This is a genomic window from Streptomyces sp. NBC_01439 (genome assembly GCF_036227605.1).
Taxonomy (GTDB): Bacteria; Actinomycetota; Actinomycetes; order Streptomycetales; family Streptomycetaceae; genus Streptomyces.
The window spans coordinates 5587723-5611626 of record NZ_CP109487.1; the positions used below are offsets into that span (position 1 = coordinate 5587723).

Genomic DNA, 23904 nt, shown 5'->3' on the forward strand with positions numbered 1-23904 from the left:
CACGTGCCCAGTCAACCTCGGGCGGCACAGCCCACGACCGTCCTCCACCTCGTACAACCCGTCGACGGCGGTGTGGCCAGGGTCGTCACCGACCTGGTCCGCGCGCAGACCGCCGAAGGGCTGCGCACCGTCGTCGGGTGTCCGCCCAGCGGCACGCTCGGCGACGCCGCCCGGGCCGCCGGAGCCGAGGTGCTCACCTGGCGCGCCGGGCGGGCCCCCGGACCCGGACTGCCCGCCGAGATCATCGGCGCCCGGCAGGTCCTCCACCGGGTACGGCCCGACCTCCTGCACGCCCACAGCGCCAAGGCCGGCCTGGCCGGCCGGCTCGCCGCACGCGGGAGCCTGCCCACCGTCTTCCAGCCCCACGCATGGTCCTTCGACGCGGTCGGCGGGGCCACCGGCGCGCTCGCGCTGCGCTGGGAGCGGTACGGGGCCCGCTGGGCCGACCGGGTGCTCTGCGTCAGCGACGCCGAACGGCGCGCGGGCGAGACCGAGGGGATCACCGCCCGCTGGTCGGTGATCCGCAACGGCGTGGACCTGGACCACTTCCGTCCCGGCGGACCGGACCCCGACCGCGACAGGGCCCTGGCCCGCGCCGAACTACCGCTGCCCGCCGACTTCCCGGCCGACGGGCCGCTCGCCGTGTGCGTGGGCCGCATCTGCCCCCAGAAGGGGCAGGACATCCTGCTGCGGGCCTGGCCGCAACTGCTCGCCACCGTCCCCGGAGCCCGCCTCGCCCTCGTCGGGGACGGCCCCGACACGGAACGGCTGCGCCGCATCGCCGCGCCGTCCGGTACCAGCGTGCACTTCGCGGGCGCCGCCGCCGACATCCGACCGTGGCTTCGGGCCGCCGATCTCGTTGTACTGCCGTCGCGGTGGGAAGGCATGGCGCTCGCCCCGCTCGAAGCGATGGCCTGTGGCCGCCCGGTCCTGGTCTCCGACGTCAGCGGTGCCAGGGAGAGCCTGCCGCCGGGCCAGGGACGCCTGTGTCTGGTGCCGCCGGAGGACCCGACGGCCCTGGCCGAGGCCCTGGGCCGGCTGCTCGCCCAGCCGCGGCTGCTAGCCGAACTCGGGGAGCAGGCCCGGCAGCACGCCCGGACCGACTTCGACGTGCGGCGGACCACGGACGCGGTCACCGGCCTGTACCACGAACTGCTGGGCAGGCCCCGGCCCTTGAACCAGGAGCGCATCAGCCGATGACGATGGACAGCGCACCCGCCCGGCACACCGGGCAGAACGGCACGGGGCCCGCCGGCGGAGGCGCACTCGCGCCCGTGCACCCCGCGGCGGCCCGCCGTTCGGCGACCGCCATCCACCCCCCGCGCGGGCCCAGGGCCGACCAGGCCCGCTTCGCCCTGCGCCCCCGGCGCGTCCACCGGCGCGGCCGGGCGCTCCCGCTGTTCACCGCCGACGCACTGGCCGCCGTGGTCACCGCGACGACCCTGCCCGCGGTGGCGCCGCCCGTCCTGTCCGTGGCCCCCGTCCTGCTCGCCGCGCTGCACGCGCAGGCCGGGCTCTACCGGCCGCGGCTCGCCCCCTCCGCCCTCCTCGAACTGCCCGTGCTGGCCGGACGCTCCGCCGTCCTGTGGTGCTCGGTCGCCGCCGTCACCGCCGCCGCCGACCCGGCCCGGGCCATGGGCTGGAGCGCGCTGCTCACCGCCGTCTGCCTGCAGGTCGTACTGGCGTGCGCGGGCCGCGGCCTCGTCAACGAGCTCCAGCGCCGCGCGGCCGTACGCCGCCCCGCCTCCGCCCTCGTCGTCGGACCCGGCGCCGGGGCGAGCGCGGTGGCCGCCGCCCTGCACGGCCGCCCCGAATTCGGGCTGCGCCCGGTCGGGCTCGCAGACACGGCGGCGCCCGCCGAGGGCGCCGGCGGCGCCCTGCCGCTGCTCGCCACCCACGAGGACATCCGGCGCGCGGTCATCCAGAACTCCGTCGGGCACGCGGTGTTCACCAGACCGCCGGAGGCCGACGAGCGCACCGCCTCCCTGGTCCGGCTCTTCCACGACCACGGTTGCCGGCTGTGGCTCGCCGACCCGGCCGGCACCGCCAAGGTCACCGGCATGCGGCTGCCGCACCCCGCCGACCAGCTCTGGGGGTACTCCGTGCAGCCGCTGCTGCCGCGCCCGACCCGGCCGCTGGAACGCTGGGCCAAGCGGGGCATCGACACCGTGCTCGCCCTGATCGCGCTGGTCGCCGCCGCGCCCGTGATGGGGGCGTGCGCGCTGGCCGTACGGGTCTGGGACGGGCCGGGGGTGATCTTCCGGCAGGAACGGGTCGGCCTCTACGGGCGCCCCTTCACCCTGCTGAAGTTCCGCACCCTGCGCGCCGACGCGCACGAGGCCGCCACCCGCTGGACGGTGGCGGGCGACCGCGGGATGAGTCCTGTCGGGTCCTTCCTGCGCAAGTCCTCGCTGGACGAGCTGCCGCAGCTGTGGAACGTCGTACGCGGTGACATGGCCCTGGTCGGTCCCCGACCCGAACGGCCCTTCTTCGTGGCCAAGTTCTCCACCGTCCACCCGGGCTACGAGGCCCGGCACCGGATGCCCGTCGGCATCACCGGCCTCGCCCAGATCAACGGCTTGCGCGGGGACACCTCCATCGAGGACCGGGCCCGCTTCGACAACCACTACATCGACACCTGGTCGCTGTGGCAGGACCTGTGGATCCTCGCCCGCACCGCGGCCTCCTTCTTCCGCTTCCGGCTGGGGGGCAGCTGATGAGCCTCGCCGTACCGGGCCGGCTGGTCCGGCCGGACGTGCCGGGTCCGGTGCGCCGGCACTGGCCGCTGCTGCCGCTCGCCGCGACCGTGCTGTTCCTGCTCGCCCCGCTCCCGGCGGGGGACGCCACCGCCTCCGGGAAGGTCGGCCCGGCCGACGCCGCCTCACTGCTGCTGGTCCTCGTCTGTGCGGTGCAGGCGCTGCGCGGCCGGGTGCGGACGCTGCCCCCGCTGGGCGTGCTCGTGCTCGGGGCGCCCGCCGTGGGCCTGGCGGTCGCGACGATGACCGCGGGCGACCCGTACGCCGCCCTGCCGGGCTTCGTGCGCTACCTGCAGGTCTTCGTCCTGGTCCCGGCGGCCGTGGTGCTCCTGGTGCAGGGCGCCGCGGAGTTCCGGCTGGCCGCCGGGTGCTTCGTGGTCCTGGCGCTGGTGCAGGGCGCGGTGGGGGTCGTGCAGTACGCCACCCACACCGGGGCCTCGTACCAGGGCGAGGACGTCCGGGCCGTCGGCACCTTCGGCCCCGGTGACGTCATGGGCATGGCCACCGTCGTGGCGTACGGGCTGATCGTGGCGACCGCCGCAGGGCTCGCCCCGGGGCTGCCGCGGCGCCTGCGGCGGATCGCGGGCGGCTGCGCGCTGGCGCTGGTGCTCCCGCTGGTGCTGTCCTTCAGCCGGGGCGCGTGGATCGCCACCGTCGGCGCGGCGGTGCTGGTGATGGCGCTGGCCGGGATCCGGCGGGCCCTGAAGGTGGTCGCCGCGCTCGCCGCCGCCGGGGTGGTCCTGGTCGGCGGGTTCGGGGTCGGCTCGGAGATGGTCGCCGAACGGTTGACCTCCATCACCCAGGTGTCCAGCGCCCCCGACCAGTCGGTGACCGACCGCTACACGATGTGGGCCGCCGCCGAATCGATGTGGCGCGACCGGCCGGCGGTGGGGGTGGGGCTCAAGGGCTTCCCGGCCCACCGGGACGGGCACGCCTCGCTGGGCCTGTCCTCCGGCAGCGACACCGCGGGCGCCGGTCAGGCGTACCTGCGCCAGCCGCTGCTCTCCCCGCACAACATGTACCTGCTGATCCTGAGCGAGCAGGGCCTGATCGGGCTGATCGCACTCGTCGGCGGCTGGGCGGCCCTGCTGGTCGCGGGGCTGCGCCGGCTCGCCTCCGCCTCCGGCGCCGGAGGCGGCGCGGGCGCGAAGGCGCGGGACTGCGGGCTGATCGCGATCGGGCTGTTCGTGTGGCAGTTGACCGACTTCCTCTACGCGGACATCGGTGGGCCGTCCACGGTGCTGACCGGAGTCGTCATCGGCCTGGCCGCCTGGTGGGCGCTGCCCTCCCGGGGGGCGGCGGATCCCGAGGCGTCCGGCGGTGCGGTTTCACGGGGTAGGGCCCCCGGGGTTGCGGCTCGCCCGTGACGGACACCACGCCTTGGCGGCCCGCCTCCGGCTCCCCGGCCGGGGCGGGCCACGCCCGTGTCCCGAACGTTCCCGCCTCCGGCCCGTCGCGCGTCCCCGCGGACCCCGGCTTCGCCGGCCGCGCCCACAACGCGCCCCTGCCCGTGCGGTCCGCCGGAGGGACCGATCCGGTCGGCCCTCCCGGCGCGGCTGGGTACTCACGCAGTGCGGCCGTGACCGTGGGGCCCGTCAAGGTCGCCGGCGGGTCGGGCCCGGCGGACCCCGGGTACCCGAGGAGCAGGCCCGTGGCCGTACGGCCCGCCGGAGCGGAGGACCCGGCCAGGTCCCGGGGCACAGCTGCCGCCGGGGACCCGGGATCCGTCGCCGCGTCGGCCGCCCCGGGGTTCGTTGCCGGAGGGCTCCCGGGCGGCAGTCCGAGTACGCGCAGGGCCGCCGCGTTCGGCTCCGCCGGATACCCGGGCGGGGCCTCGGGCCGACACAGCGTGCGGGTGGCCGCGAGCGGCTTCGGCGAACTCCCCGAGGCCAGGGCGGGCCAGGCCGGCCGCGCGGCCGTGCTTTCCCCCACCCCCGGCGGCAGCCAGACGGCGCCTGCCGGGAGTCGGCTGCGCCAGTCCCGCCCCGCGGGCGGGCTCGCTGCCGCCCCCGGCGGGAGCCAAGCCGTGGGCGAGTCCTTCGTCCCGGCCGTCCCCGCCGGGAGGGGCCGGCTGCGCCGGGCCCGCCGTGCGGGTGGGCTCTCCGCCACCCCCAGCGGGATCCTGGCGCCCGAGTCCGCCACCCCGGGCGGGAGCCAAGCCACGGGCGAGCCCGGCGCCAGCGTCCCCGCCGGGAGGGTTCGGCCGCGCCGGGCCCGTCGCGGGGGCGGGCGCTCTGGCACCCCGGGCGCGAGCCGGGCTGCCGAGGCCACCACCTCTGGCCGGGGCCAAGGATCAGAGTCGGTCACCCCCAGCGGGAGCGGCCCCGGCGGGGGCCGGGCGTCAGAGTCGGTCATCCCGAGCGGGAGCGGCCCCGGCGGGGGGCAGCCGCTCGGGCGGTTCCTGGCCAAGGCCGCCGCGGTCACCGCCGGACTGACCGCAGCCGGGGCGGTGTTCGGGCTGGTGCGCGACCAGAGCATCGCGCACCTCTTCGGGGCCGGGCACGACAGCGACGCCTTCCTGATCGCCTGGACCGTGCCCGAGATGGCCTCGACGCTGCTGATCGAGGACGCCATGGCGCTGCTGATGGTGCCCGCCTTCAGTCACGCCCTGGCCCACCGGGCCGCCGGCCGGGCCAGGCTCACCCGTAGGGAGGCCCGCGCGCAGGACCCCGTACGGCTCCTGGTGGGGGCGACCCTGCCGCGGCTCGTCGTGCTGCTGGCCGCCGTCGCCGCCCTGCTCATCGTGGCCGCGCCCGCCGTCGTCGCCGTACTCGCCCCCGGACTGCCCGACCCCGCACTGGCCGTCGAGTGCACCCGGCTCACCGCGCTCACCGTGCTCTCCTTCGGCATCGCCGGATACTTCAGTGCCGCGCTGCGGGCCCACAGGTCCTTCCTTCCGCCCGCCGCGATCTACGTCTCGTACAACGTCGGCATCATCGGCACGATGGTGGCCCTGCACACCCTGTGGGGCGTCCGGGCCGCCGCTGCGGGCGTCGCGGTCGGCGGGTTCCTGATGGTGCTCGTGCAACTGCCCGCCTTCGTACGGAACGTGGGCTTCGGCCCGCCCCGCGCGAAGCGGGCCGCTCCGCGCGACCAGCGCGACCGGGACCGGGACCGCCCCACCCTCATCGCCTTCGGGGTCATCGCCCCCGTGATCTTCTTCGCGGTCTTCCGGCAGTCGCAGGTGCTCGTCGAGAGGTTCCTGGCCGCCTCGCTCCCGCCCGGGGCGATCTCCCACCTCAACTACGCGCAGAAGGTCGCGCAGATGCCGATGGTGCTCTCGCTGATGATCTGCACCGTCACCTTCCCCGTCGTCGCCCAGGCCATGGCCGGGGGCGAGCGGGAGAAGGCCCGGCGGCGGGTGGAGCAGGACCTCGCGCTGGCCTCGCTGGCCGTCCTGATGGGCACCGCACTCGTCATCGGCTACGCGCCCCAGATCATCCAGGTCCTCTTCGAACGCGGCGCCTTCACCCACGAGGACACCCTCGCCACCGCCTCCGTCATGCGGGTCTACGGACTCGGACTCCTCGGCCACTGCCTCGTCGGCGCACTGTCCCGGCCCTTCTTCTCGACCGCCCGGCCCACCTGGTTCCCGGCGTTCGCGATGGGTGCCGGACTGCTCGTCAACATCGTGGCCGGAGCCTTCGCCGTCGGCTGGTGGGGCACCTACGGCATCGCCGCCGCCAACGCCGCCGGCATCACCACCACCGCCGTCATGCTGCTCACCGGCCTCGGCTCCCGGATCATCGCCATCCAGGTCCGCCGGGTCGCCGCCAGCATCGGCAAGCTCGGCGTCGCCGCCGTCGCCGCGGCCGCCCTCGGCTGGATCGCCGGCCCGAAGATCCCCGACCCGATGCTCAGCGCCGCCCTCGGCTGCCTGCTGGTCCCGGCCATGTTCGGAGCCACCGGCATGGCCATGCGCGCCCTCGAAGTCACCGCCCTGCCCGGTCAGATCTCCCAGCTCACCCAGAGGTTCCGCAATGTCCGCTGACACCGACACGGCCTCCGCCGCCGTGCTGGTCCCCACCCGCCGGACCGCTTCGCCGTGGGTCCTGATGTACCACTCGGTCGCCGAATTCACCGACCCCTCGGAGGACCCGTACGGAATCACCGTCACCCCGCTCGCCCTGGAGGCCCAACTGCTGTGGCTGCGCTCCCGCGGCCTGCGCGGGGTGTCCGTCGGCGAACTGCTGCGGGCCCGCGCGGCCGGCCGCGGAGCCGGGCTGGTCGGGCTGACCTTCGACGACGGGTACACCGACTTCCTGACGCACGCGCTCCCCCTGCTGAGCCGCTACGACTGCACCGCCACCCTCTTCGTGCTGCCGGGGCGGCTCGGCGTGGACAACGTGTGGGACCCGCTGGGCCCGCGCAAGTCCCTGCTCACCGCCGAGGGCATCCGCGAAGTTGCCGACGCCGGACAGGAAATCGGCTCGCACGGGCTGCTCCACCAGGACCTCCCCGCGACCGCGGACGACGTGCTCCAGCAGGAACTGCGGGGCAGCCGCGACCTGTTGCGCGAGCTGACCGGCACCCTGCCCGAGGGGTTCTGCTACCCGTACGGGCACCTCGACGCCCGGGTCGTCGACGCCACCCGGGCCGCCGGTTACGGCTACGCCTGCGCCATCGACCCCGGCCGGCTCGCCGGCCCGCACGCACTGCCGCGCACGCACGTCAGCCAGGCCGACGGCGGTGCCCGGCTGCGGATCAAGCAGTTCCGCCACCAGGTGCGCGAGCTGCGGCGCGGGGTGCAGCGATGAAGACGATGCAGTCGGTCAAGGCACTGCACATCATCACCGGGCTCGGCGTCGGCGGCGCCGAACAGCAACTGCGACTGCTGCTGCGCCACATGCCGATGCAGTGCGACGTGCTGACGCTGACCAACCCCGGGCCGGTGGCCGAGGGGCTGCGCGCCGACGGGGTCCGGGTCGTCCACCTGGGCATGCGGGGCAACCGGGACCTGGGGGCGCTGCCCCGGCTGGTGCGGTTCATCCGGCGCGGCCGGTACGACCTCGTGCACACGCACCTGTACCGGGCCTGCGTCTACGGGCGCCTCGCGGCCCGGCTCGCGGGCACCGGAGCGACCGTGGCCACCGAACACTCCCTCGGCGAGGGCGAGATCGAGGGCAGGCCGCTCTCCGGCGGGGTGCGCACGCTGTACCTGGCCAGTGAACGCCTGGGTGCGGCCACCGTGGCCGTCTCTGACACCGTGGCCGCCCGGCTGGAGGGGTGGGGGGTGCCGGCCGCGCGGGTGCACGTCGTACCGAACGGGATCGAGGCCGTCCGCTTCCGCTTCGACGAGGGCGTCCGGCAGGCCACCCGGGCCCGCACCGGGCTGCCCGAGCGGGCCTTCGTGGTCGGCGGGGTCGGCCGGCTGGTCCCCGGCAAGCGGTTCGACGCCCTGGTGCGGGCCGTGGCCGCGCTGCCGGGGGCGCACCTGCTGCTGGCCGGGGACGGGCCGGAGCGTGCGGGGCTGCGTCGGCTCGCCGCCGAGCTCGGCGCGCAGAGCCGGATCCACCTGTTGGGGGAGCGGGACCCGCTGGGCGACAGCGCGGACGGCCGCACCCCGGGCATTCCGGCCCTGCTGGCCGCGATGGACGTCTTCGTCTCCCCGTCGCGGGAAGAGGCCTTCGGACTCGCCGTCGTGGAAGCCCTGGCCGCCGGACTCCCCGTCCTGCACGTGACCTGCCCGGCCATCGACGACCTGCCCGCCGCGCAGGCCCCCGGGGCCCGGCGCATCGGCACCGGCACGGAGGAGCTCGTCGCGGCGCTGCGGGGCCACATGGAGGCGGGTGCCCGCCGGCTGCCCCCGCCGGCGGTGGTCCGCCGCTACGACATCGCCCGCAGCGCGCGGCAGCTGCTGGACGTGTACGACCTCGCCCTCTCGGCCGCGCCGGGCGCCGCCGGGACGGCCCGGGGCCGTGCCGCCGCCGACCCGGCGCCCGGCGCCACCGGCGGCGCAGCCGTCGTCGGCGCCCGGCGCGAGCCGGTCGGGCCCGGACCTGCGGAGTCGACCGGCACCGGCTGATCCCCCCTGCCCGAAGGGGTCCCGAAGGCCCCGAAGGAACCCCCCTCCACTCAGGAAGCGAGCACGTCCATGGCCGACACGGCCGAGCAGAACCCCGAGAAGAAGACCGAGAAGAAGACCGAGAAGAAGACCGAGAAGAGGTCCGAGAGCAGGTCCGAGCGGAAGGCGGACCACCGATCCGAGCGCAGGCCGCGCCGCCGGAAGGCGTCGCCGCCGCTGTGGTGGCCGCTGCCCGCTTGTGCCCTGCTGGGGCTGGCCGCGGGCGGGGCGTACGGGGTGTTCAAGGCCCCCGAGTACGCCGCCACCAGCTATGTCGTCGCCGTACCCGACGACACCACCGAGCCGGCCACCGCCCTCGGCTTCGCGCAGGCCTACGCCCGCATCGCGACCAGCAGTTCCACCCTCGCCTACGCCCAGCCGCGGGCCGGCGTCACCGCGGCGAAGCTGCGTACCCACGTACGGGCCGAGACCTCCCCCGAGTCCCCGATGATCGCCGTCACGGGTACCTCCAAGAGCCCCGCCGAGGCCGCCGACATCGCGAACGCGGTCGCCGACGCACTGTCCCTGAACAGCAATCAGGCCGCCAAGAACACCGGTGTCCAGCTGCTCCTCTTCAACCAGGCGGTCGCCCCGTCCGAGCCCTCCTCCCCGTCCGCTGCCATCAGCGGTGCCGTCGGGACGTGCGCCGGCGGACTGCTGGGCGGACTGTGGCTGCTCGCCCGGCCGGGCCGCGCACGGCGTTCCGAGGACGGCGCGGCCGGGTCCGCGGTCGAGTCCCCGGTGGAGACGGCCGGCGGGTCCCCGGTCGAGGAGTACACGTCGCTGCCCGCCCAGGGTGAGCCGGCCTCGACCAAGGAGAAGGAGTCCGTTCGATGAGTTCGGGCTCCGCCGGGACCCTGTCGGTGACGCTGTGCCGCGACCCCCGGCAGTTCGCCGCGCTGGAGGAGCCCTGGAACAGGCTCTTCCGCGGCTGCCCCACCGCCACCCCCTTCCAGAGCCACGCCTGGCTCCACTCCTGGTGGCTGTCGTACGGCAAGGACGGCCGGCTCCGGATCGTCCTCGTCCGGCGCGGCGAGGAGCTGGTCGGCGCGGCCGCGTTGATGCTCGTGCACCGGCCGATGCCCCTGCTGGTTCCGATCGGCGGACCCATCACCGACTACTTCGACGTGCTCGTGGCCGCGGAGTACGCCGACCAGGTCGTCCCGGCGCTGGCCCGCGGGCTGCACCGGGCCGCCCGCGGCGCGGTCGTGGACCTGCGGGAGGTACGTCCCGGGGCCGCCGCCGAGGAGTTGTACCGGCAGTGGCCCGGGGTCTCCAGCGTGCTCGTCGACTCCACGTGCATGGAGCTGCCGACCCTGCCGTTCGACGAACTGGTCAAGCGGATGCCGGCCTCCGGCGCCCAACGGGTGCGGGCCAAGCTGCGCAAGACCGACGCGGCCGGGATCGAGGAGCACGAGGTCACCGAGCAGGAAGTGCCGCGCGCCGTACGGACCCTGCTGCGGCTGCACGAGAAGCAGTGGCGCGGCCGCGGGGTGACGCCCGAGCACCTGCGGCCCCGCTTCGCCGAACACCTGACCCGGGCCACCCGGCGGATGGTGCGGGCCGGCGAGAGCCGGCTGACGGAGTTCCGGCTGGACGGCAAGGTGGTGGCGGCCAACGTCACGCTGTTGTCGTCCGGGCTCAGCGGCGGCTACCTGTACGGGGCCGACCCCGACCTGCGGACGCGGAAGGTGGACGTCGCGACGCTGCTGCTGCGCTACGAGGCCGGGCGGGCGCTCGCCGAGGGCCGGCCGGTGGTGAGCTTCCTGCGCGGCAACGAGCCGTACAAGAACCACTGGCGGCCCGAAACGGTCGTCAACCGGCGCTTCCTGCTGTCCACGGCGGCGCTCGCGCCCCTGCTGCGCGTACACGAGTCGCAGATCACGGGGCGCGAACGGGCGGTGGACGTACTGCGGGAGGCACTGCCGGCCGCCAGGGACTGGCGGTCGCGGCTGGGCGAACTGCGGGTGCGATGACCCGTCTAGAAGGGCCAGAGGCCGGATTCCCCGCCGAAGTCCAGCTTGATGCAGACCGACTGCTTGCCGACCAGCTTGGAGAGCCACTCGCCGAAGTTGAGCGGCACGCACCAGTGCTTGCTGTTGACCGGCGGCGGTGTGGGCTGCGGCAGGGGCTTCGGCGTGAGCGGGCTCGGGACGACGGGGCTCGGGGTGACCGGCGAGGGCGCCGGGACCTGGGGCGTCGGGACCGCGGGCGAGGGCCGGGGGGTGGGCTCGGGGTCGGGTTCGGGGACCTCGGGTGTCGGGACGAGCGGGCTGGGAGTGACCGGCAGCGGGACCGCCGGGCTCGGAGTGACCGGCGCCGGGACGAGCGGGCTCGGGGCGACCGGCGTGGGCGTCGGGACCTGGGGTGTGGGGACCTCGGGCTTCGGGACCTGGGGTGTGGGGACCTCGGGCTTCGGGACCTGGGGTGTGGGGACCTCGGGCTTCGGGACCTGGGGTGTGGGGACCACCGGCGTCGGTACCACCGGCGTGGGGGTGGGGATCTCCGGCGTCGGGGCCTGAGGTGTGGGCACCTGAGGTGTGGGCACCTGGGGGGTCGGCACCTGCGGGGTCGGCACGACCGGCGTGGGCACCACGGGGGTCGGCACCACCGGGGTCGGCACCACGGGCGTGGGCACCACCGGGGTCGGGACCACCGGACCGGGCCGCTCGGGCGTCAGCGCGTCGCGGAAGGCCTTGGAGGACTCCGGGTTCTGCTTGCACTGCCACACGCCGTGCGGACAGTAGTCGGTGATGGTGTGGTAGAGCGGCTTGTGCTCCGCGATCCACTTCAACATGCGACGCACGTACTCCGGATTGTCCCCGCGCCGGAACAGCCCCCACTCCGGGTAGGAGATCGACTTGCCGTGTGCTTTCGCGAATTCGACCTGGTGTTGGAGTCCGTACGGCTGGGTGATCTGGTCGTCGAAGGTCTGGCCGGGACCTTGGTCGTACGAATCCATACCGACGACGTCCACCACGTCGTCGCCCGGGTAGCACTTGGTCCAGCCGATCGCGTCCACCCCCCTGTTCGGGGCGAAGTCGAACGTGAACTCCTGCCCGGGTACGGCACGCATCGCGGTGACGATGCGCTTCCAGTACACCTTCCAGTTCTCCGGGTCCGGTGCGCACCGGTGGGTGTACGTGACGCCGTTCATCTCCCAGCCGAGCACGATCACCGTGTCCGGGACGCCGAGCTCCACCAGCCGCTCGGCGAGCCGCTGGAAGTGCCGGTCGTACTGGCCCTCCGCGCCCGCCCTGATCAGCTGGGCCACCTGGTGGTCGGGCACCCGGTCCTCGTTCCGTTCCTGCATGGGCACGTTGAGGACGAACATCCGGTCGTCCTCGGCCCGGCGCCACTCGGCCCAGTGCTCCAGGAACGAGACCCTGCCCTCGATGCCGGCCCACTTGTCGCCGGGGAGGTAGGTGTGCCCGACCCGGATGTTCTTGCCGCCCAACCAGCTCGACAGGTACGGGATCCGGGCCACCCCGGGCGGCCCGTAGTCGAGATAGGCGCCCATGGCGATGTCCGAGCCCTCGGGCCGGTCCTTCTCCGGTGTTGCGAGCGCGGCGCCGGTGGCCAGCAGTCCGGCCGTGACCGTACCGATGCAGGTGCTCGCCAGTCGGCGGCGTGGTCTGGGCATGGCGTCTCCCGAGCTTTCCCGAATCGGTGTGCTGTCCGAAGACGTTAGGCATCAGATCTGACGAATGGCCTGTTCGGTGACTGGCCGCGTAGGCCATTCGCAGGTGCGCACCACCCCCGCTTGGTCCGACTAGGTGAAAGACGCCGTTCCATGCCCGCGTATCTCAGCCATGTGCCCGCAGTAGTGCTCAGACTCGATCGGAATCCGTTCCACCACGGAACCCTCGGCGCCGTCAGATCCCTTGGCCGCAAGGGCGTGGAGGTCCATGCCGTCGTCGAGGCCGGGGGAGGTCCCATGGGGCGTTCGCGCTATCTGCACGCCGTGCATTCCGGGCCGGCGGGCGGGCTGGACCCCGAGGCGCCCGAGGCGCTGCTGGAGTGCCTGACCGGGGTGTCGGAGCGGATCGGTCGCCCGGCCGTGCTCATCGCCATGGACGACCTGAGCGCGATCGCCGTGTCGCGGGTCGCACCGGTGCTCCGCGAGCGTTACCGGATTCCCCATCAGCCCGACAACCTGCCCGCCCGGGTGGCCGACAAGGCCGAGCTGTCGCGGCTCTGCGCACGGTGGGACGTCCCGCACCCGGAGACCGTGATCCCGGCGAGCGGGGCCGAGGCGGCCGAGGCGGCCTGGCGGCTCGGCCTGCCGGCGATCGCCAAGTGGAGCCGGCCCTGGCTGCTGCCCACGGGGGTCGACGGGCTGCGCAGCACCACGCTCTTGCACACCACCGCCGAGGCGCGCCGGCTCTACGAGCGGTCCGCCGAGGCCGGGAGCAGGCTGCTGCTCCAACGGTTCCTGCCGGCCGGTCCGGACACGGACTGGTTCTTCCACGGCGCCTTCGCACGGGGCGGGCGGCCGCTGCTCGCGGGCTCGGGCCGCAAGGAGTTGTCCTGGCCGGTGCGGACGGGGCTGACGGCCGTGGGGCGCTGGCTGCCGGATCCGGCGGTGGAGGAGGCGGGGCTGCGGCTCGCCGAACGGCTGGGCTACCAGGGGATCTTGGACCTCGACTTCCGCCGCGACGAGCTGGGCTGCTTCCGCCTCGTGGACTTCAACCCCCGGCCGGGCGCGCAGTTCCGGCTCTTCGTGGATTCGGCCGGACTGGACGTCGTACAGGCGATGTACCTGGACCTGACGGGTCAGCAGGTCCCCCAGCCTTCCGGGGGGCCGGGCCGGGTGTTCGTCGCGGAGAACTACGCGCTGCTGGCGAGGGCCCGGGGCGGTTCGATGCCGCGCCGCCCGGCGGCGGTGCCCGCCGCGGATCCGGCCGGGCCGGTGGGGGCGTCCGCGTCCTCGGGCCCGGGCGCGGACCAGAAGTCGGCCCCGCAGCGGGCCCCACAGCCGTCCGCCGAGCGGCGGAGCGTCGAGACGGCCTGGTTCGCAGCAGACGATCCGCTGCCGTTCCTGGCGATGCTCGGCGCCCTGCTGGGGCGGGGCGCGGGCAAGGGGGCACGGGCGCTGCGCGGGGTCCCGGAGCAGGGTCGCCGGACGGCGCTCGCGGTCGTCCGCGCGCCCCGGCAGCGCGGCCGGAACGAGGAGCCCATCGGATCCGGTGGTGCCGGAGCCGCCGGCGGTGCAGGCGGCTCCACCGGATCCGCCGTGCCGGCCTCCCAACCCGTTCCGCCGGAGGCCCCGGCCGAGCCGGACGAGCTGGTGTCCCGATGACCAGGACCGTCACGGCGGACCGGGCCGGGCCGGTGACCATCGAGTTGGAGGAGCGGCGTTGACGCGGATCGACGATCTCGTGGTGATCGGTGCGGGCCCGTACGGGCTGTCGATCGCCGCCCACGCGGCGGCCGCGGGGCTCGACGTGCGGCTGTTGGGGCGGCCCATGGCCTCGTGGCGCGATCACATGCCCGACGGCATGTACCTGAAGTCGGAGCCCTGGTCGTCCAACCTGTCCGCGCCGGACGGGAGGCACACCCTGGCCGACTACTGCGCCACCCTCGGCACCAGTGCGGAACACGGCACTCCGCTGCCGATCGGCACGTTCAGCGCGTACGGGATGTGGTTCGCCCGGCAGGCCGCTCCCGAGGTGGAGGAGGTGACCGTGCTGGAGGTGACCCCGCAGGGCGACGGCTTTCGCGTGCGCACCGCCGAGGGACCGCCCCTGCTCGCCCGTGCGGTGGCCCTCGCGGTCGGGGTGATGCCCTTTGTCCGCCACCCCGAGGCGCTGGCGGACCTCCCGCCCGCGCACTACTCGCACAGCAGCGGCCACCGGGACCTGAGCCGGTTCGCGGGCCGTGAGGTCGCCGTGCTCGGGGCCGGGCAGGCGGCCCTGGAGACGGCGGCGCTGCTGGCCGAGCAGGGTGCCCTGCCCTGCTTGGTCGCCCGGCGCTCCCGGCTGAACTGGAACACCGTCCCGCAGCCCCTGGATCGGCCCCCGTTGCGGGCCCTGCGCGATCCCCACAGCGGCCTGGGCACCGGCTGGCGCAGTTGGGTGTGGTCGGAGCTGCCCTGGGCGGTGCGCCGGCTGCCCGCGCCCACCCGGGAGCGGATCGCGGCGACGGCGCTGGGGCCGGCCGGTGCCTGGTGGCTGCGGGACCGCTTCGAGCCGCGCGTTCCCGTCCTGCTCGGGCACCAGCTGCACCGGGCGGTGGCGGTGGGCGAGCGGACCCGGCTCGGGCTGACCACCCGGGCGGGGGAAACCGTGGTGCTGGACACCGCGCACGTCATCGCGGCCACCGGCTTCGTCCCGGAGCTGGACCGCCTCGAGCTGCTCGACGCGGGGTTGCGGGCGGCGCTGGAGACCGTGGGGGAGAGCGGGGCGCCGGAGCTGAGTTCCGGGTTCGAGTCCTCGTGGCCCGGACTGTTCTTCGCGGGGCTGCTGACGGCTCCCTCATTCGGCCCTTCCATGCGATTCGTACACGGCGCGGGCTTCACGGCGGGGAGACTGGTGAGAGGAGTCCGCAAGCGCCTCGGCGCCCGGGGTCCGCGGTCGGGTTCCTCTGGTGTCGCCCGGTCGGGCCGGGTCGTTTCCCCCGGGCCGCTTCCGGGGGTACCCCCAGGGCATCCGAAGACACATCTGCGGTGAGATCCGCGGAGAGAGGGGTCCGTGATGAGCTCGGAGCGAGCGCAGGGCCGCGGCTGGGTGCGCATTCCCGCCAGCCGCGGGGAACAGCCCGCCGGTCGGTCCAGGGCCACCGGGTACGACCACGTCGGGTACGACCACGTCGGGTACGACCACGTCGGGTACGACCACGCGGGGTACGACCGGGGCGGGTACGACCGAGCCGGGTACGACCACGCCGCGTACGAGGGTCCGTACGCGGCGCCCTACGCCGGCCCGTACGCGACGGCCTCCCACGCCGACCAGCCCACGATCTACCTCTCCGTGGTCAAGCGCTGGAGGGAGGCCGGACGCACCCTGCCGGGCCATCCCGACGAGGAGTGGGAGCGGCTGATCTCCCAGCCGTACTGGCCCGGCCGTTAGGTGGTGGGGAACGTGGCAGCGGCGGAACGGGACGGACCCGAGCCGGTCCGGCGGTCCCCCGTGACCGTGCCCGGGGAGCGGTTCGCGCTCAACGGCATGGGCAGTCTCGAATGGGACCTGGGTGCCGGGACGGTGGTGCTGGACGAGGCCGCGATGAAGGTCTTCGACCTGGGGCCGGAGGAGTTCGACGGCACCGTTCCCGGGGTCGGTCGGCGCATCCCGTCCGCGGACGGGCTCCGGCTGACCCGGATCGTCGAGGGCGTCCTGGCGGACGGCGGGGACACGTACGGCGCGTACTTCACGGTGAAGCGGCGCGACGGGCGCGACCAGTGGACGCACACCTCGGGCCGGGTGCTCCGGGACGGCGCCGGGCAGCCCGAGCGGATCGTGGGCATCGTCCGGGACGCGACCGCCGAGCTGGCCCACGCCACGCTGCTGCGCAAGCTGGAGGCGGCGCGCGCCCAGCAGACGACGATCGTGCAGCGGACCACGGAGGCCCTGTCGCGGGCGGTGACGGTCGACGACGTCACGGCCGCGCTGACCGGGGCGGGCGCGCTGGAACGACTCGGTGCGGACGGGCTGGCCCTGGGGCTGGTCGAGGGCGGCACCATCAAGATCATCGCACTGAGCGGGGAGTCCCTGGAGATCCTCAGCGAGCGCCGGTTCACCCGACTGGACGGTTCGCTGCCGCTGTCGCACGTGGTGCTCACCCGGCAGGCACGTTTCGTCAACTCGCTCGCCGACCTCGGCGGCGAGTTCCCGCTCCTCGCGGACTACCTGAACCGGATCCGGTACGACGCCGCCGCCTACCTGCCGCTGATCGCGCAGGCCAAGGCCATCGGCGGGCTGGTCCTCTTCTACCGGCGGCGCACCGAGTTCAGCCCGGAGGAGCGCAACCTCTGCCTGGGCCTGGCGGGCATCGTGGCCCAGTCCCTCCAGCGGGCGCTCCTCTTCGACCAGGAGCGGGAGTTCGCGACCGGCCTGCAGGCCGCCATGCTGCCGCGCCGGATCCCGGAGATCAGCGGCGGGGAGATCGCGGTCCGCTACCACGCCGCCTGGAGCGGGCGGGAGGTCGGCGGGGACTGGTACGACGTGATCGCGCTGCCCCGCGACCGCGTGGGCGTCGTGGTGGGCGACGTCCAGGGCCACGACACGCACGCGGCGGCGATCATGGGCCAGCTGCGGATCGCGCTGCGGGCGTACGCGGGGGAGGGCCATCCGCCGTCCACCGTCCTGGCGCGGGCCTCGCGCTTCCTCGCCGAACTGGACACCGAGCGCTTCGCCACCTGCATGTACGCGCAGGTGGACCTGGAGACGGGCGGCGTACGGGCGGTTCGTGCGGGTCACCTCGGACCGCTGATCCGGCACACGGACGGGCGTACGGGCTGGCCCAAGGTGCGCGGCGGCCTGCCGCTCGGGCTGGCCTCGCTCTTCGAGTACGAGGAGTTTCCCGAGACCCGGCTCGACCTGGTGCCCGGGGAGACCCTGGTGCTGTGCACGGACGGCCTGGTGGAGGAGCCGGGCACCACCATCACCGCCGGGATGGACGCCCTTGCCCAGGCCGTGCGCAGCGGCCCCCAGGGGGCCGCGGCACTCGCCGACCACCTCTCCGACCGGCTCTGGGAGCGCTGGGGTTCCGGGGACGACGTGGCCCTGCTGGTGCTGCGCCGGGCCCCCGACCCGGGAACCCACCGGGCGCCGCGCATCCACCAGTACGTCCACCAGGCCGATCCGGAGGGCCTCTCGGAGGCCCGCTACGCCCTGCGCCAGGCCCTGCGCGACTGGGGCATGCCGGAGCTCGCCGACGACGTGGAGCTGGCGGCCGGGGAGCTGCTGGTCAACGCGCTGCTGCACACCGACGGCGGGGCGGTGCTGACGATGGAGGTGCTGCCGGAGCCGGTCCGGCGCATCCGGCTGTGGGTCAAGGACCGCTCCAGCGTGTGGCCGCGCCGGCGCACCCCGGGCGAGGCGGCCACCACGGGGCGCGGGCTGCTGCTGGTGGACGCGCTGTCCACGCACTGGGGCGTGGAGTCCCGGGGCGACGGCAAGGCGGTGTGGTGCGAGTTCGACGCCGGGGGCAGCCCGCGGAACACGAGGTGACGGCCCGGACACGTCGAGTTGTGGGCGGCGGGAGCCGGGGCGATGATGCCGACCATGGAACGGAACGCGCTGTGCGCAGGCTGAGCAGGGGCGCCGTGACCGGCATCCTCGCCGCGCTCCTGCTGGCCGCCGGAGTGCCGACGGTCGTGGACCGGACGACGGGACGGCCGCACGCGGACTCCGGGTGCCGGGGGGTGGCCTTCATGTCGATGACGGGCGTCGCGCCCGAGTGCCGGTCCCGGTAGCGGCGGCTACCGGGAAGGCGTCACGGCCGCGCACGGGCTTCAGTGCTTGCGGACCTTGACGTCCTGCCTGTCCTGGGCGACCGTGGTGACCGACCTCGGCATCAGGCCCGACAGTTGGACCTCCTGGAGCTCGGCGGTGACCACGGCGCGGCCCGGGCGCACGTTCACCCAGCGGCCCGGGGCCGTGGCCACCCACCGGCGCTCCGTGCCGTCACAGACGGCCTGCTCCGCGCCGATGCTCAGCCGGCCGCCCTCGTGCTCGACGGTCGCCTTGATCTGCATCGCCCCCGTGGGTGAAGCCTGCTCACAGTGGTACGACCCGGAAAGGGTGAGGGTCCCGTCGCCCGCGACGTACGCGTCGTGATGTACGGAAATGCCTTGATTGAAAACCGTGGCGCCGGCCGGAGCACAGAACAGCGTGGTGGCGGCCAGCGCGGAGAAGGCCACCAGGGACATTCGGCGGGGGGAGATGCGCATTCTTCCTCCAAGGGGTGTGGACGGCGGTATTCCGCCGGAACGCATTGTGCTGGCAGGTGGACGTGCGCACGTGATCCGCGCGCTCGTGTCGTTGTGTGCAATTACCTGCTCGGGCGCGTGAAACTGGCCGGAATCACGCCCCCGAAGGGATCTTGCATGCGCCAGCCCGCCCGCCCCCTGCCCGTCCTCGCCCTCCTCCCGGTCCTGCTGTTCGGTGTCACCGCCTGCCAGAGCGCCGCGGAGCGGGGTGCGCTCGCGCCCGCCGCCGGGCCGGCGGTCCTGGTGGACGACGGGGCACCGGGTGGGAAGGCGCCCGGACGGCCCGGCGCGAAGGACGCCCGTGTGGGTGGCACCGCACGGTTGCACGGCAGCCAGTTCGGCCGGCACCTTCAGGTCGCGCTCGGGGCCTTCGTGGACCCGGCGATCAGCGTGGACAAGAACTTCGCCCCGCCCGCCGGGAAGCGCTGGGTGGCCGCCTCGATGTCCTTCGTCAACGTGGGGGGTGCCTCGTACGGGGCGCTCGGACGCATGTGGGCGCACGACGGCGCGGGGCGGCGTCATCCGGTGGTGAAGAGCGGCGAGCTGACGACCGGCAAACCGATCGTCTTCGATTCCCTGGAGGTCGGTGAGCGGGCCGAGGGATGGGTGGTGTTCGAAATTCCGGAAAGCACGCGCATTGTGCGGATCCAATACCAGGATGCGAACACGCGGGCGAATTCCGGAGAGGGTTTCTGGGCCGTCTAGCCCGCCCGGGTGACGGGCCGTGAAAGGCTCGCCGAAGAGACCACTAGGGTGCGCGCATGACTTCTACTCAAGCCGAAATCGACCGGTCCCAGCTCGGCACCCTTTCGGTGCTCGCCTGGATCGGAGACCCCGAAGAGGCGCACGACATCCCGTACCTCCTCGCCTACACCCTCGGCGATGGACCGCAGGGCCGGGAGGCCGGCGAGGCGGCCGCCCGCGGGCTGCTGGAGGAGATCGGCCTGCCCATCGGCGACGTGGTCATGGACGGCACCCTCAAGGCGGCCACCTTCCCGGTGCAGATCCTGCTGGAGGGCAACCAGATCGCCCTCACCCTGCCCGGGATGAACGCACGCTGCACCGCCCCCGACGAGTGGGTCGCCGCGGCGGACGAGAGCGGGCAGGCGTACTTCCTCTTCGCCACCCGCGCCTGGCCCGAGGCGGTTCCGGGCCAGCCGGTCGCGCCGGAGACCCTGCAGGCCTTCGCGGGCGACGAGTCCGTGCTCACCAGCAGCGCCCACTGCGTCCTCGCCGTGCGGCGCGTGCAGCGGTAGCCACAGACCGGGTGCCGCCACCACCCGCTCCGGCCGCCGGGCCCCCAGCCTGCCCGGTGGCCGGTTCCGCTTCACCCGGGGCCGTGGTCAGGGCCGTTCGAAGGCGAACCGCAGCGAGCGGACCCGGTTGTCGAAGTTCGACCCCGCCAGGTCCGGCAGACCCACCGCCCGCAACCCGATCGGCCGGGTCAGCAGCTCGTGGAAGAGGGCCCTCATCTCCACCCGGGCCAGGTGCGCGCCCAGGCAGAAGTGCGGGCCGCCGCCGCCGAACCCCAGGTGCGGATTGGGTGAGCGGGTGATGACGAAGGCGTCCGGGTCGGGGAAGACCGCCTCGTCGCGGTTGGCGGAGGCGTAGTAGAGGACCACCTTGTCGCCCGGCCGGAACACGTGCCCGTCCATGGTGTGCTCGGCCGCCACGGTCCGGCGGAACTGGATGATGGGCGTCGAGTGCCGGATCATCTCGTCCACCGCACCGTCCGCGTACTTCTCGAAGTCCGAGAGCAACAGGTCCCGCTGGTCCGGATGGTCGGTCAGCAGGGACAGCCCGTGGGTGATCGCGTTCCGGGTGGTCTCCACCCCGGCGACCATCAACAGGGAGAAGAAGGCGCCGAGCTGGCGGGCCCCGAGGGCCTGGCCGTCGACGTTCGCGCACACCAGCGCCGAGATCAGGTCGTCGGTGGGGTGCTTGCGCCGCTCCCGCCCGATGCCCGCCACCATCCGCTGCATCCGGGCGAGCGCGCGCAGTCCGCGCCCGGGCATCCGCAGCCGTGAGCCCAGGCCCCGCTCCACACCGATGTTCTCGGAGGCGTGGTTGACGCGGTCGGCGATCTCGGCTCGGTAGCGCTCGGGGATGCCCATCATGTTGCAGATGACCTCCAGGGGCAGCCGCGAGGCCACGGCCGAGACGAACTCGTCGGGCTGATCGGCCAGTACGTCGTCCACGATGCGGGCGGCCACGGCGTGGACGTCCGCCTCGGCGGCCGCCAGCAGGCGGGGCGTGAAGGCCCGCTGCACGATCTTGCGCAGCTGGGCGTGGTCGGGGCCGTCCAGATTGACCATCGAGTCCCCGAACAGGGCACGCACCCAGCGGGCCGGTTCGGGGGTGGTCACGCCCGGGGCACTGGCGAAGACCTTGGGGAGGCGGCTGGCCTCCTGCACCTGGGCGTGGCGGACGAGGGCCCAGTGGCCGCGCCCGGATCCTTCGGGGACGAACACCGGGCCCCCGACCGCACGCAGCCGGGCGAAGGCTGCGAGTCGGTGGGCGGGGGGCTGCTGCCAGAAGCCTGGCTCGGCCAGCTCCCTGCCGGGGTCGGTGCCGTGGCGTTGTGCCGGGAGTGTCATGGCAGGGCCTCCAGTCGGTGCGCGTCGTTCTGCGCTGGAGAACGGCGGCGGGGGCGCGGGAGTGACGGTTCGGTGGGGAGCGCGTGCGGGTGCGGGAGTGCGGCAGGAACGTGCGGGTGCGGGCGGCCCGGGGAGTCAGACGGCGGCACCGGTGGCCGCACCGGCCCGTGTGGACAGGGTGAGGCCGACCGCCACCGTCAGCACCCCGACGAGGCCCGCCCACAGGACGGCGTACGTCCCCGACCAGGTGCAGGCGAGCGTCACGAGCGCGGCCACGGGCAGGACCAGCTGTTGGGCGGGGCCGCGCTTGAAGTGGCGGGAGTGCAGCAGCCACACCATCAGCAGGAACAGCGCGGTCGGGACGGTGACGGAGGCGTTCGCGGCGACCTGGGAGATGTGCGCCTTGCCCACCGCGTGCTCGACCGCGACCTCGATGCCGGCGCCGATCGCCGCACCCGAAAGGAAGATCAGCAGGTGCCCGTAACCCCAGGGGATGGCCTCGCGGTTGGAGTTCAGGTGCTGGTGCATCGGTACGGCGAAGTAGATCCACCACGCGGCGAAGACGATCAGCAACCCGCCCGCCGCGATGGGCAGCAGCTGGTCCAGCGCCTCGTGCTCGTCGATCGCGGACTTGACCGCCACCGTGGCCGCGGCGATCGTCTCGCCGAGCACGATGATGGTGAACAGGCCGTACCGTTCCACGATGTGGTGGGCGTGCCAGGGCGTCTGGTGCCCGCGTTCGGCGATCACCGGAACCGCCAGCTCGGCGACGAGCAGGACGACGAACAGCCAGCGCTTCAGGTCGTCCGGGACGAACAGCAGCCCGATCCAGCCCAGCTGGCAGATCACCAGTCCGGCCGCGTACTTCAGCGCGGAGGCCCGGGCCTCGCCCTGCCCCCCGGAGGCGGCCCGCAGCCACTGCGCCGTCAGGGCGACGCGCATGATGATGTAGCCGGTGACCGCGACCGCCCAGTCGTTGTCGTCGAAGGCCCGGCTCACCCCGGCCGCGTACACGAGCACACCGGCGATCTGCACGAGCGTCGCGATCCGGTAGGGGGCGTCGTCCACGTCGTACGCCGAGGCGAACCAGGTGAAGTTCATCCAGGCCCACCCGTGAACCAAGGGAACAGCACCGCTTCTGACCTGGGCAAACGCTGAAAACAGGCGTTCCACACGCTCTAGTAGGGCTTGGTCAGGTTGGGGCTGGTGTTGCGTGTCCTAAGGGCTCGGTGAGTCGTTCAAGACGTGTGACGCCGGAGGAAATTGCAGCTGTACGTGGCGAGTTGGAGGACTTCGCGGCGGAGGTTTTCGAGCCGTTCGCGCGTAAGGATCAGCGTCGGTGGGGGCGGGTTTACCTGCGGGGCCTGCTCACGGACGGGCAGCGCAAGTCGGTCGAGCCGATGGCCGCCCGGCTGGGCGAGGACGGGAACCGTCAGGCCCTGGCCCACTTCATCACCACCAGCCCGTGGGACCCCGCGCATGTGCGGGCCCGGCTGGCCTGGAGCATGGAGAAGGCGATCCGGCCCACCGTGCTGATCTTCGATGACACCGGCTTCCTCAAGGACGGCAATGCCTCGGCGTGTGTCTCGCGGCAGTACACCGGCACTGCGGGCAAGGTCACCAACTGCCAGGTGGGCGTCTCCCTGCACCTGGCCTCGGACCACGCCTCGGTGGCGGTCAACTGGCGGCTGTTCCAGCCCGAGGCCTGGGACCCCGCCTCGCCGAAGGCGGACCCGGCCAAGGTCGCCCGCCGCACCGCCTGCGGCATTCCCGACGACACCGGGCATGTGGAGAAATGGCAGCTGGCCCTGGACATGCTGGATGAGACCCGCTCGTGGGGCATCGAGGTGCCGCTGGCCGTCGCGGACGCCGGATACGGAGACGCGGCGGCATTCCGGCACGGCCTGCAGGCCCGCGGCCTCAACTACATGGTGGGGATCTCCACCACCCTCTCGGCCCAGCCCGGCGAAGCCGTGCCGGTGACCGAGCCCTACTCCGGGAACGGACGGCCACCCGTGGCGAAGTACCCGGACAAGCCGCAGTCGGTGAAACAGCTGGTCATCGCGGCCGGCCGGAAGACGGCGAAGCCAGTGCAATGGCGTGAGGGCTCCCGGCCCGGCACCGGCCGCAGCGGCTTCAAGCGGATGTACTCGCGGTTCGTGGCCTTGCGGATCCGGCCTGCCGGTCGCGAGGTCCGCCACACGGTCGAGGGCCCGGAACTGCCCGCATGCTGGCTGCTGGCCGAGTGGCCGGCCGACCAGGGCGAACCCGTTCAGTTCTGGCTCTCCGACCTGCCCGCCGACACCCCGCTGACCACCCTGGTCCGCCTGGCCAAGCTCCGCTGGCGCATCGAGCACGACTACCGCGAGATGAAACAGGCCCTGGGACTTGCCCACTTCGAGGGACGCACCTGGAACGGATGGCACCACCACGTCACCCTCGTATCCGTCGCCCACGCCTTCTGCACCCTGCAACGACTGGCCAGAGCCCCAAAAGACATGGCGCCGGCCTGAGCCTCTACCAAGTCGTCCGCGAGCTACAAACCCTCCTCGCGAC

General features: G+C 73.9%; 19 protein-coding genes and 1 pseudogene. 16 read left to right on the plus strand and 4 right to left on the minus strand.

All coding sequences use genetic code 11. The features are described 5' to 3' along the window. The first annotated feature begins 3 nt into the window (after positions 1 to 3). The 8 genes from OG207_RS25265 (at position 4) to OG207_RS25300 (ending at position 10796) form a co-directional block, all read left to right on the plus strand. On the plus strand, positions 4 to 1200 hold the full coding sequence (locus tag OG207_RS25265) for a glycosyltransferase (RefSeq protein ID WP_329101107.1): 1197 nt from the start codon (positions 4 to 6) through the stop codon (positions 1198 to 1200). Then, on the plus strand, positions 1197 to 2717 hold the full coding sequence (locus OG207_RS25270; RefSeq protein ID WP_402695864.1) for an exopolysaccharide biosynthesis polyprenyl glycosylphosphotransferase: 1521 nt from the start codon (positions 1197 to 1199) through the stop codon (positions 2715 to 2717). The genes OG207_RS25265 and OG207_RS25270 overlap by 4 nt, the downstream gene beginning before the upstream one ends. Continuing rightward, entirely contained in the window at positions 2717 to 4123 is a 1407-nt protein-coding gene (locus tag OG207_RS25275) for an O-antigen ligase family protein (RefSeq protein ID WP_329101109.1), read from the plus strand. The genes OG207_RS25270 and OG207_RS25275 overlap by 1 nt, the downstream gene beginning before the upstream one ends. 284 nt (positions 4124 to 4407) lie before the next feature. Next, a complete protein-coding gene (gene murJ, locus OG207_RS25280; protein ID WP_329101111.1) occupies positions 4408 to 6747 on the plus strand; it encodes a murein biosynthesis integral membrane protein MurJ in 2340 nt (779 codons plus the stop codon). Next, positions 6737 to 7513, plus strand: coding sequence for a polysaccharide deacetylase family protein (locus OG207_RS25285; protein ID WP_329101113.1), 777 nt, complete (start codon positions 6737 to 6739; stop codon positions 7511 to 7513). The genes murJ and OG207_RS25285 overlap by 11 nt, the downstream gene beginning before the upstream one ends. Continuing rightward, positions 7510 to 8781, plus strand: coding sequence for a glycosyltransferase (locus OG207_RS25290; protein WP_329101115.1), 1272 nt, complete (start codon positions 7510 to 7512; stop codon positions 8779 to 8781). The genes OG207_RS25285 and OG207_RS25290 overlap by 4 nt, the downstream gene beginning before the upstream one ends. 69 nt (positions 8782 to 8850) lie before the next feature. Then, the gene (locus OG207_RS25295; protein ID WP_329101117.1) at positions 8851 to 9657 is read left to right on the plus strand and encodes a lipopolysaccharide biosynthesis protein; all 807 of its coding nucleotides are present in this window, start codon (positions 8851 to 8853) and stop codon (positions 9655 to 9657) included. Beyond that, positions 9654 to 10796 (plus strand): GNAT family N-acetyltransferase, encoded by a 1143-nt coding sequence (locus tag OG207_RS25300; RefSeq protein ID WP_329101119.1) that lies wholly within the window; start codon positions 9654 to 9656, stop codon positions 10794 to 10796. Before OG207_RS25295 ends, OG207_RS25300 begins: the two co-directional genes overlap by 4 nt. Positions 10797 to 10801: 5 nt before the next feature. Here the strand turns inward: OG207_RS25300 and OG207_RS25305 are convergent, their stop codons facing one another. Continuing rightward, positions 10802 to 12463, minus strand: a complete 1662-nt coding sequence (locus OG207_RS25305; RefSeq protein ID WP_329101121.1) for a glycosyl hydrolase — start codon at positions 12461 to 12463, stop codon at positions 10802 to 10804. A gap of 294 nt (positions 12464 to 12757) precedes the next feature. Between OG207_RS25305 and OG207_RS25310 the strand changes: the two genes are divergently transcribed. From OG207_RS25310 to OG207_RS25330, 5 genes are all read left to right on the plus strand, one after another. Further along, positions 12758 to 14122 (plus strand): carboxylate--amine ligase, encoded by a 1365-nt coding sequence (locus tag OG207_RS25310; RefSeq protein WP_329101122.1) that lies wholly within the window; start codon positions 12758 to 12760, stop codon positions 14120 to 14122. Positions 14123 to 14189: 67 nt separating this feature from the next. Next, a complete protein-coding gene (locus tag OG207_RS25315) occupies positions 14190 to 15491 on the plus strand; it encodes an NAD(P)-binding domain-containing protein (RefSeq protein WP_329107856.1) in 1302 nt (433 codons plus the stop codon). A gap of 24 nt (positions 15492 to 15515) precedes the next feature. Continuing rightward, positions 15516 to 15890: a hypothetical protein gene (locus OG207_RS25320; protein WP_329101124.1), complete on the plus strand. Its 375-nt coding sequence runs from the start codon at positions 15516 to 15518 to the stop codon at positions 15888 to 15890. Between the two features lie 12 nt (positions 15891 to 15902). Further along, positions 15903 to 17990, plus strand: coding sequence for a SpoIIE family protein phosphatase (locus OG207_RS25325; protein WP_402695852.1), 2088 nt, complete (start codon positions 15903 to 15905; stop codon positions 17988 to 17990). A gap of 71 nt (positions 17991 to 18061) precedes the next feature. Next, positions 18062 to 18235, plus strand: coding sequence for a hypothetical protein (locus OG207_RS25330; protein WP_329101126.1), 174 nt, complete (start codon positions 18062 to 18064; stop codon positions 18233 to 18235). A 39-nt stretch (positions 18236 to 18274) separates the two neighbouring features. Here the strand turns inward: OG207_RS25330 and OG207_RS25335 are convergent, their stop codons facing one another. After that, the gene (locus tag OG207_RS25335) at positions 18275 to 18712 is read right to left on the minus strand and encodes a DUF6299 family protein (protein WP_329101128.1); all 438 of its coding nucleotides are present in this window, start codon (positions 18710 to 18712) and stop codon (positions 18275 to 18277) included. A 156-nt stretch (positions 18713 to 18868) separates the two neighbouring features. Here OG207_RS25335 and OG207_RS25340 point away from each other — a divergent pair, with 156 nt between their 5' ends. Together OG207_RS25340 and OG207_RS25345 are read left to right on the plus strand one after the other, a co-directional pair. Beyond that, on the plus strand, positions 18869 to 19456 hold the full coding sequence (locus tag OG207_RS25340) for a hypothetical protein (protein ID WP_329101130.1): 588 nt from the start codon (positions 18869 to 18871) through the stop codon (positions 19454 to 19456). 56 nt (positions 19457 to 19512) lie between these two features. Beyond that, a complete protein-coding gene (locus OG207_RS25345; protein ID WP_030009737.1) occupies positions 19513 to 20007 on the plus strand; it encodes a DUF5949 family protein in 495 nt (164 codons plus the stop codon). Between the two features lie 87 nt (positions 20008 to 20094). Here OG207_RS25345 and OG207_RS25350 read toward each other — a convergent pair whose 3' ends face one another. After that, positions 20095 to 21348 carry a cytochrome P450 gene (locus OG207_RS25350; protein WP_329101132.1) on the minus strand — a complete coding sequence of 418 codons (1254 nt, stop codon included), beginning with the start codon at positions 21346 to 21348 and terminating at the stop codon, positions 20095 to 20097. 135 nt (positions 21349 to 21483) lie between these two features. Beyond that, positions 21484 to 22458: pseudogene (locus OG207_RS25355) on the minus strand (low temperature requirement protein A); the annotation flags it as partial. A 137-nt stretch (positions 22459 to 22595) separates the two neighbouring features. On the opposite strand from OG207_RS25355, the gene OG207_RS25360 reads away from it, so the two are divergent. Continuing rightward, positions 22596 to 23861 carry an IS701 family transposase gene (locus OG207_RS25360; protein WP_329095407.1) on the plus strand — a complete coding sequence of 422 codons (1266 nt, stop codon included), beginning with the start codon at positions 22596 to 22598 and terminating at the stop codon, positions 23859 to 23861. Positions 23862 to 23904: the final 43 nt, after the last annotated feature.

Excerpts from the sequence above, each read along its gene's own strand:
- OG207_RS25320 (WP_329101124.1), top strand. The coding sequence starts at position 15,516 with ATGAGCTCGGAGCGAGCGCAGGGCCGCGGCTGGGTGCGCATTCCCGCC.
- OG207_RS25345 (WP_030009737.1), top strand. The coding sequence starts at position 19,513 with ATGACTTCTACTCAAGCCGAAATCGACCGGTCCCAGCTCGGCACCCTT.
- OG207_RS25270 (WP_402695864.1), top strand. The coding sequence starts at position 1,197 with ATGACGATGGACAGCGCACCCGCCCGGCACACCGGGCAGAACGGCACG.
- OG207_RS25340 (WP_329101130.1), top strand. The coding sequence starts at position 18,869 with ATGCGCCAGCCCGCCCGCCCCCTGCCCGTCCTCGCCCTCCTCCCGGTC.
- OG207_RS25285 (WP_329101113.1), top strand. The coding sequence starts at position 6,737 with ATGTCCGCTGACACCGACACGGCCTCCGCCGCCGTGCTGGTCCCCACC.
- OG207_RS25295 (WP_329101117.1), top strand. The coding sequence starts at position 8,851 with ATGGCCGACACGGCCGAGCAGAACCCCGAGAAGAAGACCGAGAAGAAG.
- OG207_RS25275 (WP_329101109.1), top strand. The coding sequence starts at position 2,717 with ATGAGCCTCGCCGTACCGGGCCGGCTGGTCCGGCCGGACGTGCCGGGT.
- OG207_RS25310 (WP_329101122.1), top strand. The coding sequence starts at position 12,758 with ATGGGGCGTTCGCGCTATCTGCACGCCGTGCATTCCGGGCCGGCGGGC.
- OG207_RS25350 (WP_329101132.1), bottom strand. The coding sequence starts at position 21,348 with ATGACACTCCCGGCACAACGCCACGGCACCGACCCCGGCAGGGAGCTG.
- OG207_RS25305 (WP_329101121.1), bottom strand. The coding sequence starts at position 12,463 with ATGCCCAGACCACGCCGCCGACTGGCGAGCACCTGCATCGGTACGGTC.
- OG207_RS25300 (WP_329101119.1), top strand. The coding sequence starts at position 9,654 with ATGAGTTCGGGCTCCGCCGGGACCCTGTCGGTGACGCTGTGCCGCGAC.
- OG207_RS25290 (WP_329101115.1), top strand. The coding sequence starts at position 7,510 with ATGAAGACGATGCAGTCGGTCAAGGCACTGCACATCATCACCGGGCTC.
- OG207_RS25335 (WP_329101128.1), bottom strand. The coding sequence starts at position 18,712 with ATGCGCATCTCCCCCCGCCGAATGTCCCTGGTGGCCTTCTCCGCGCTG.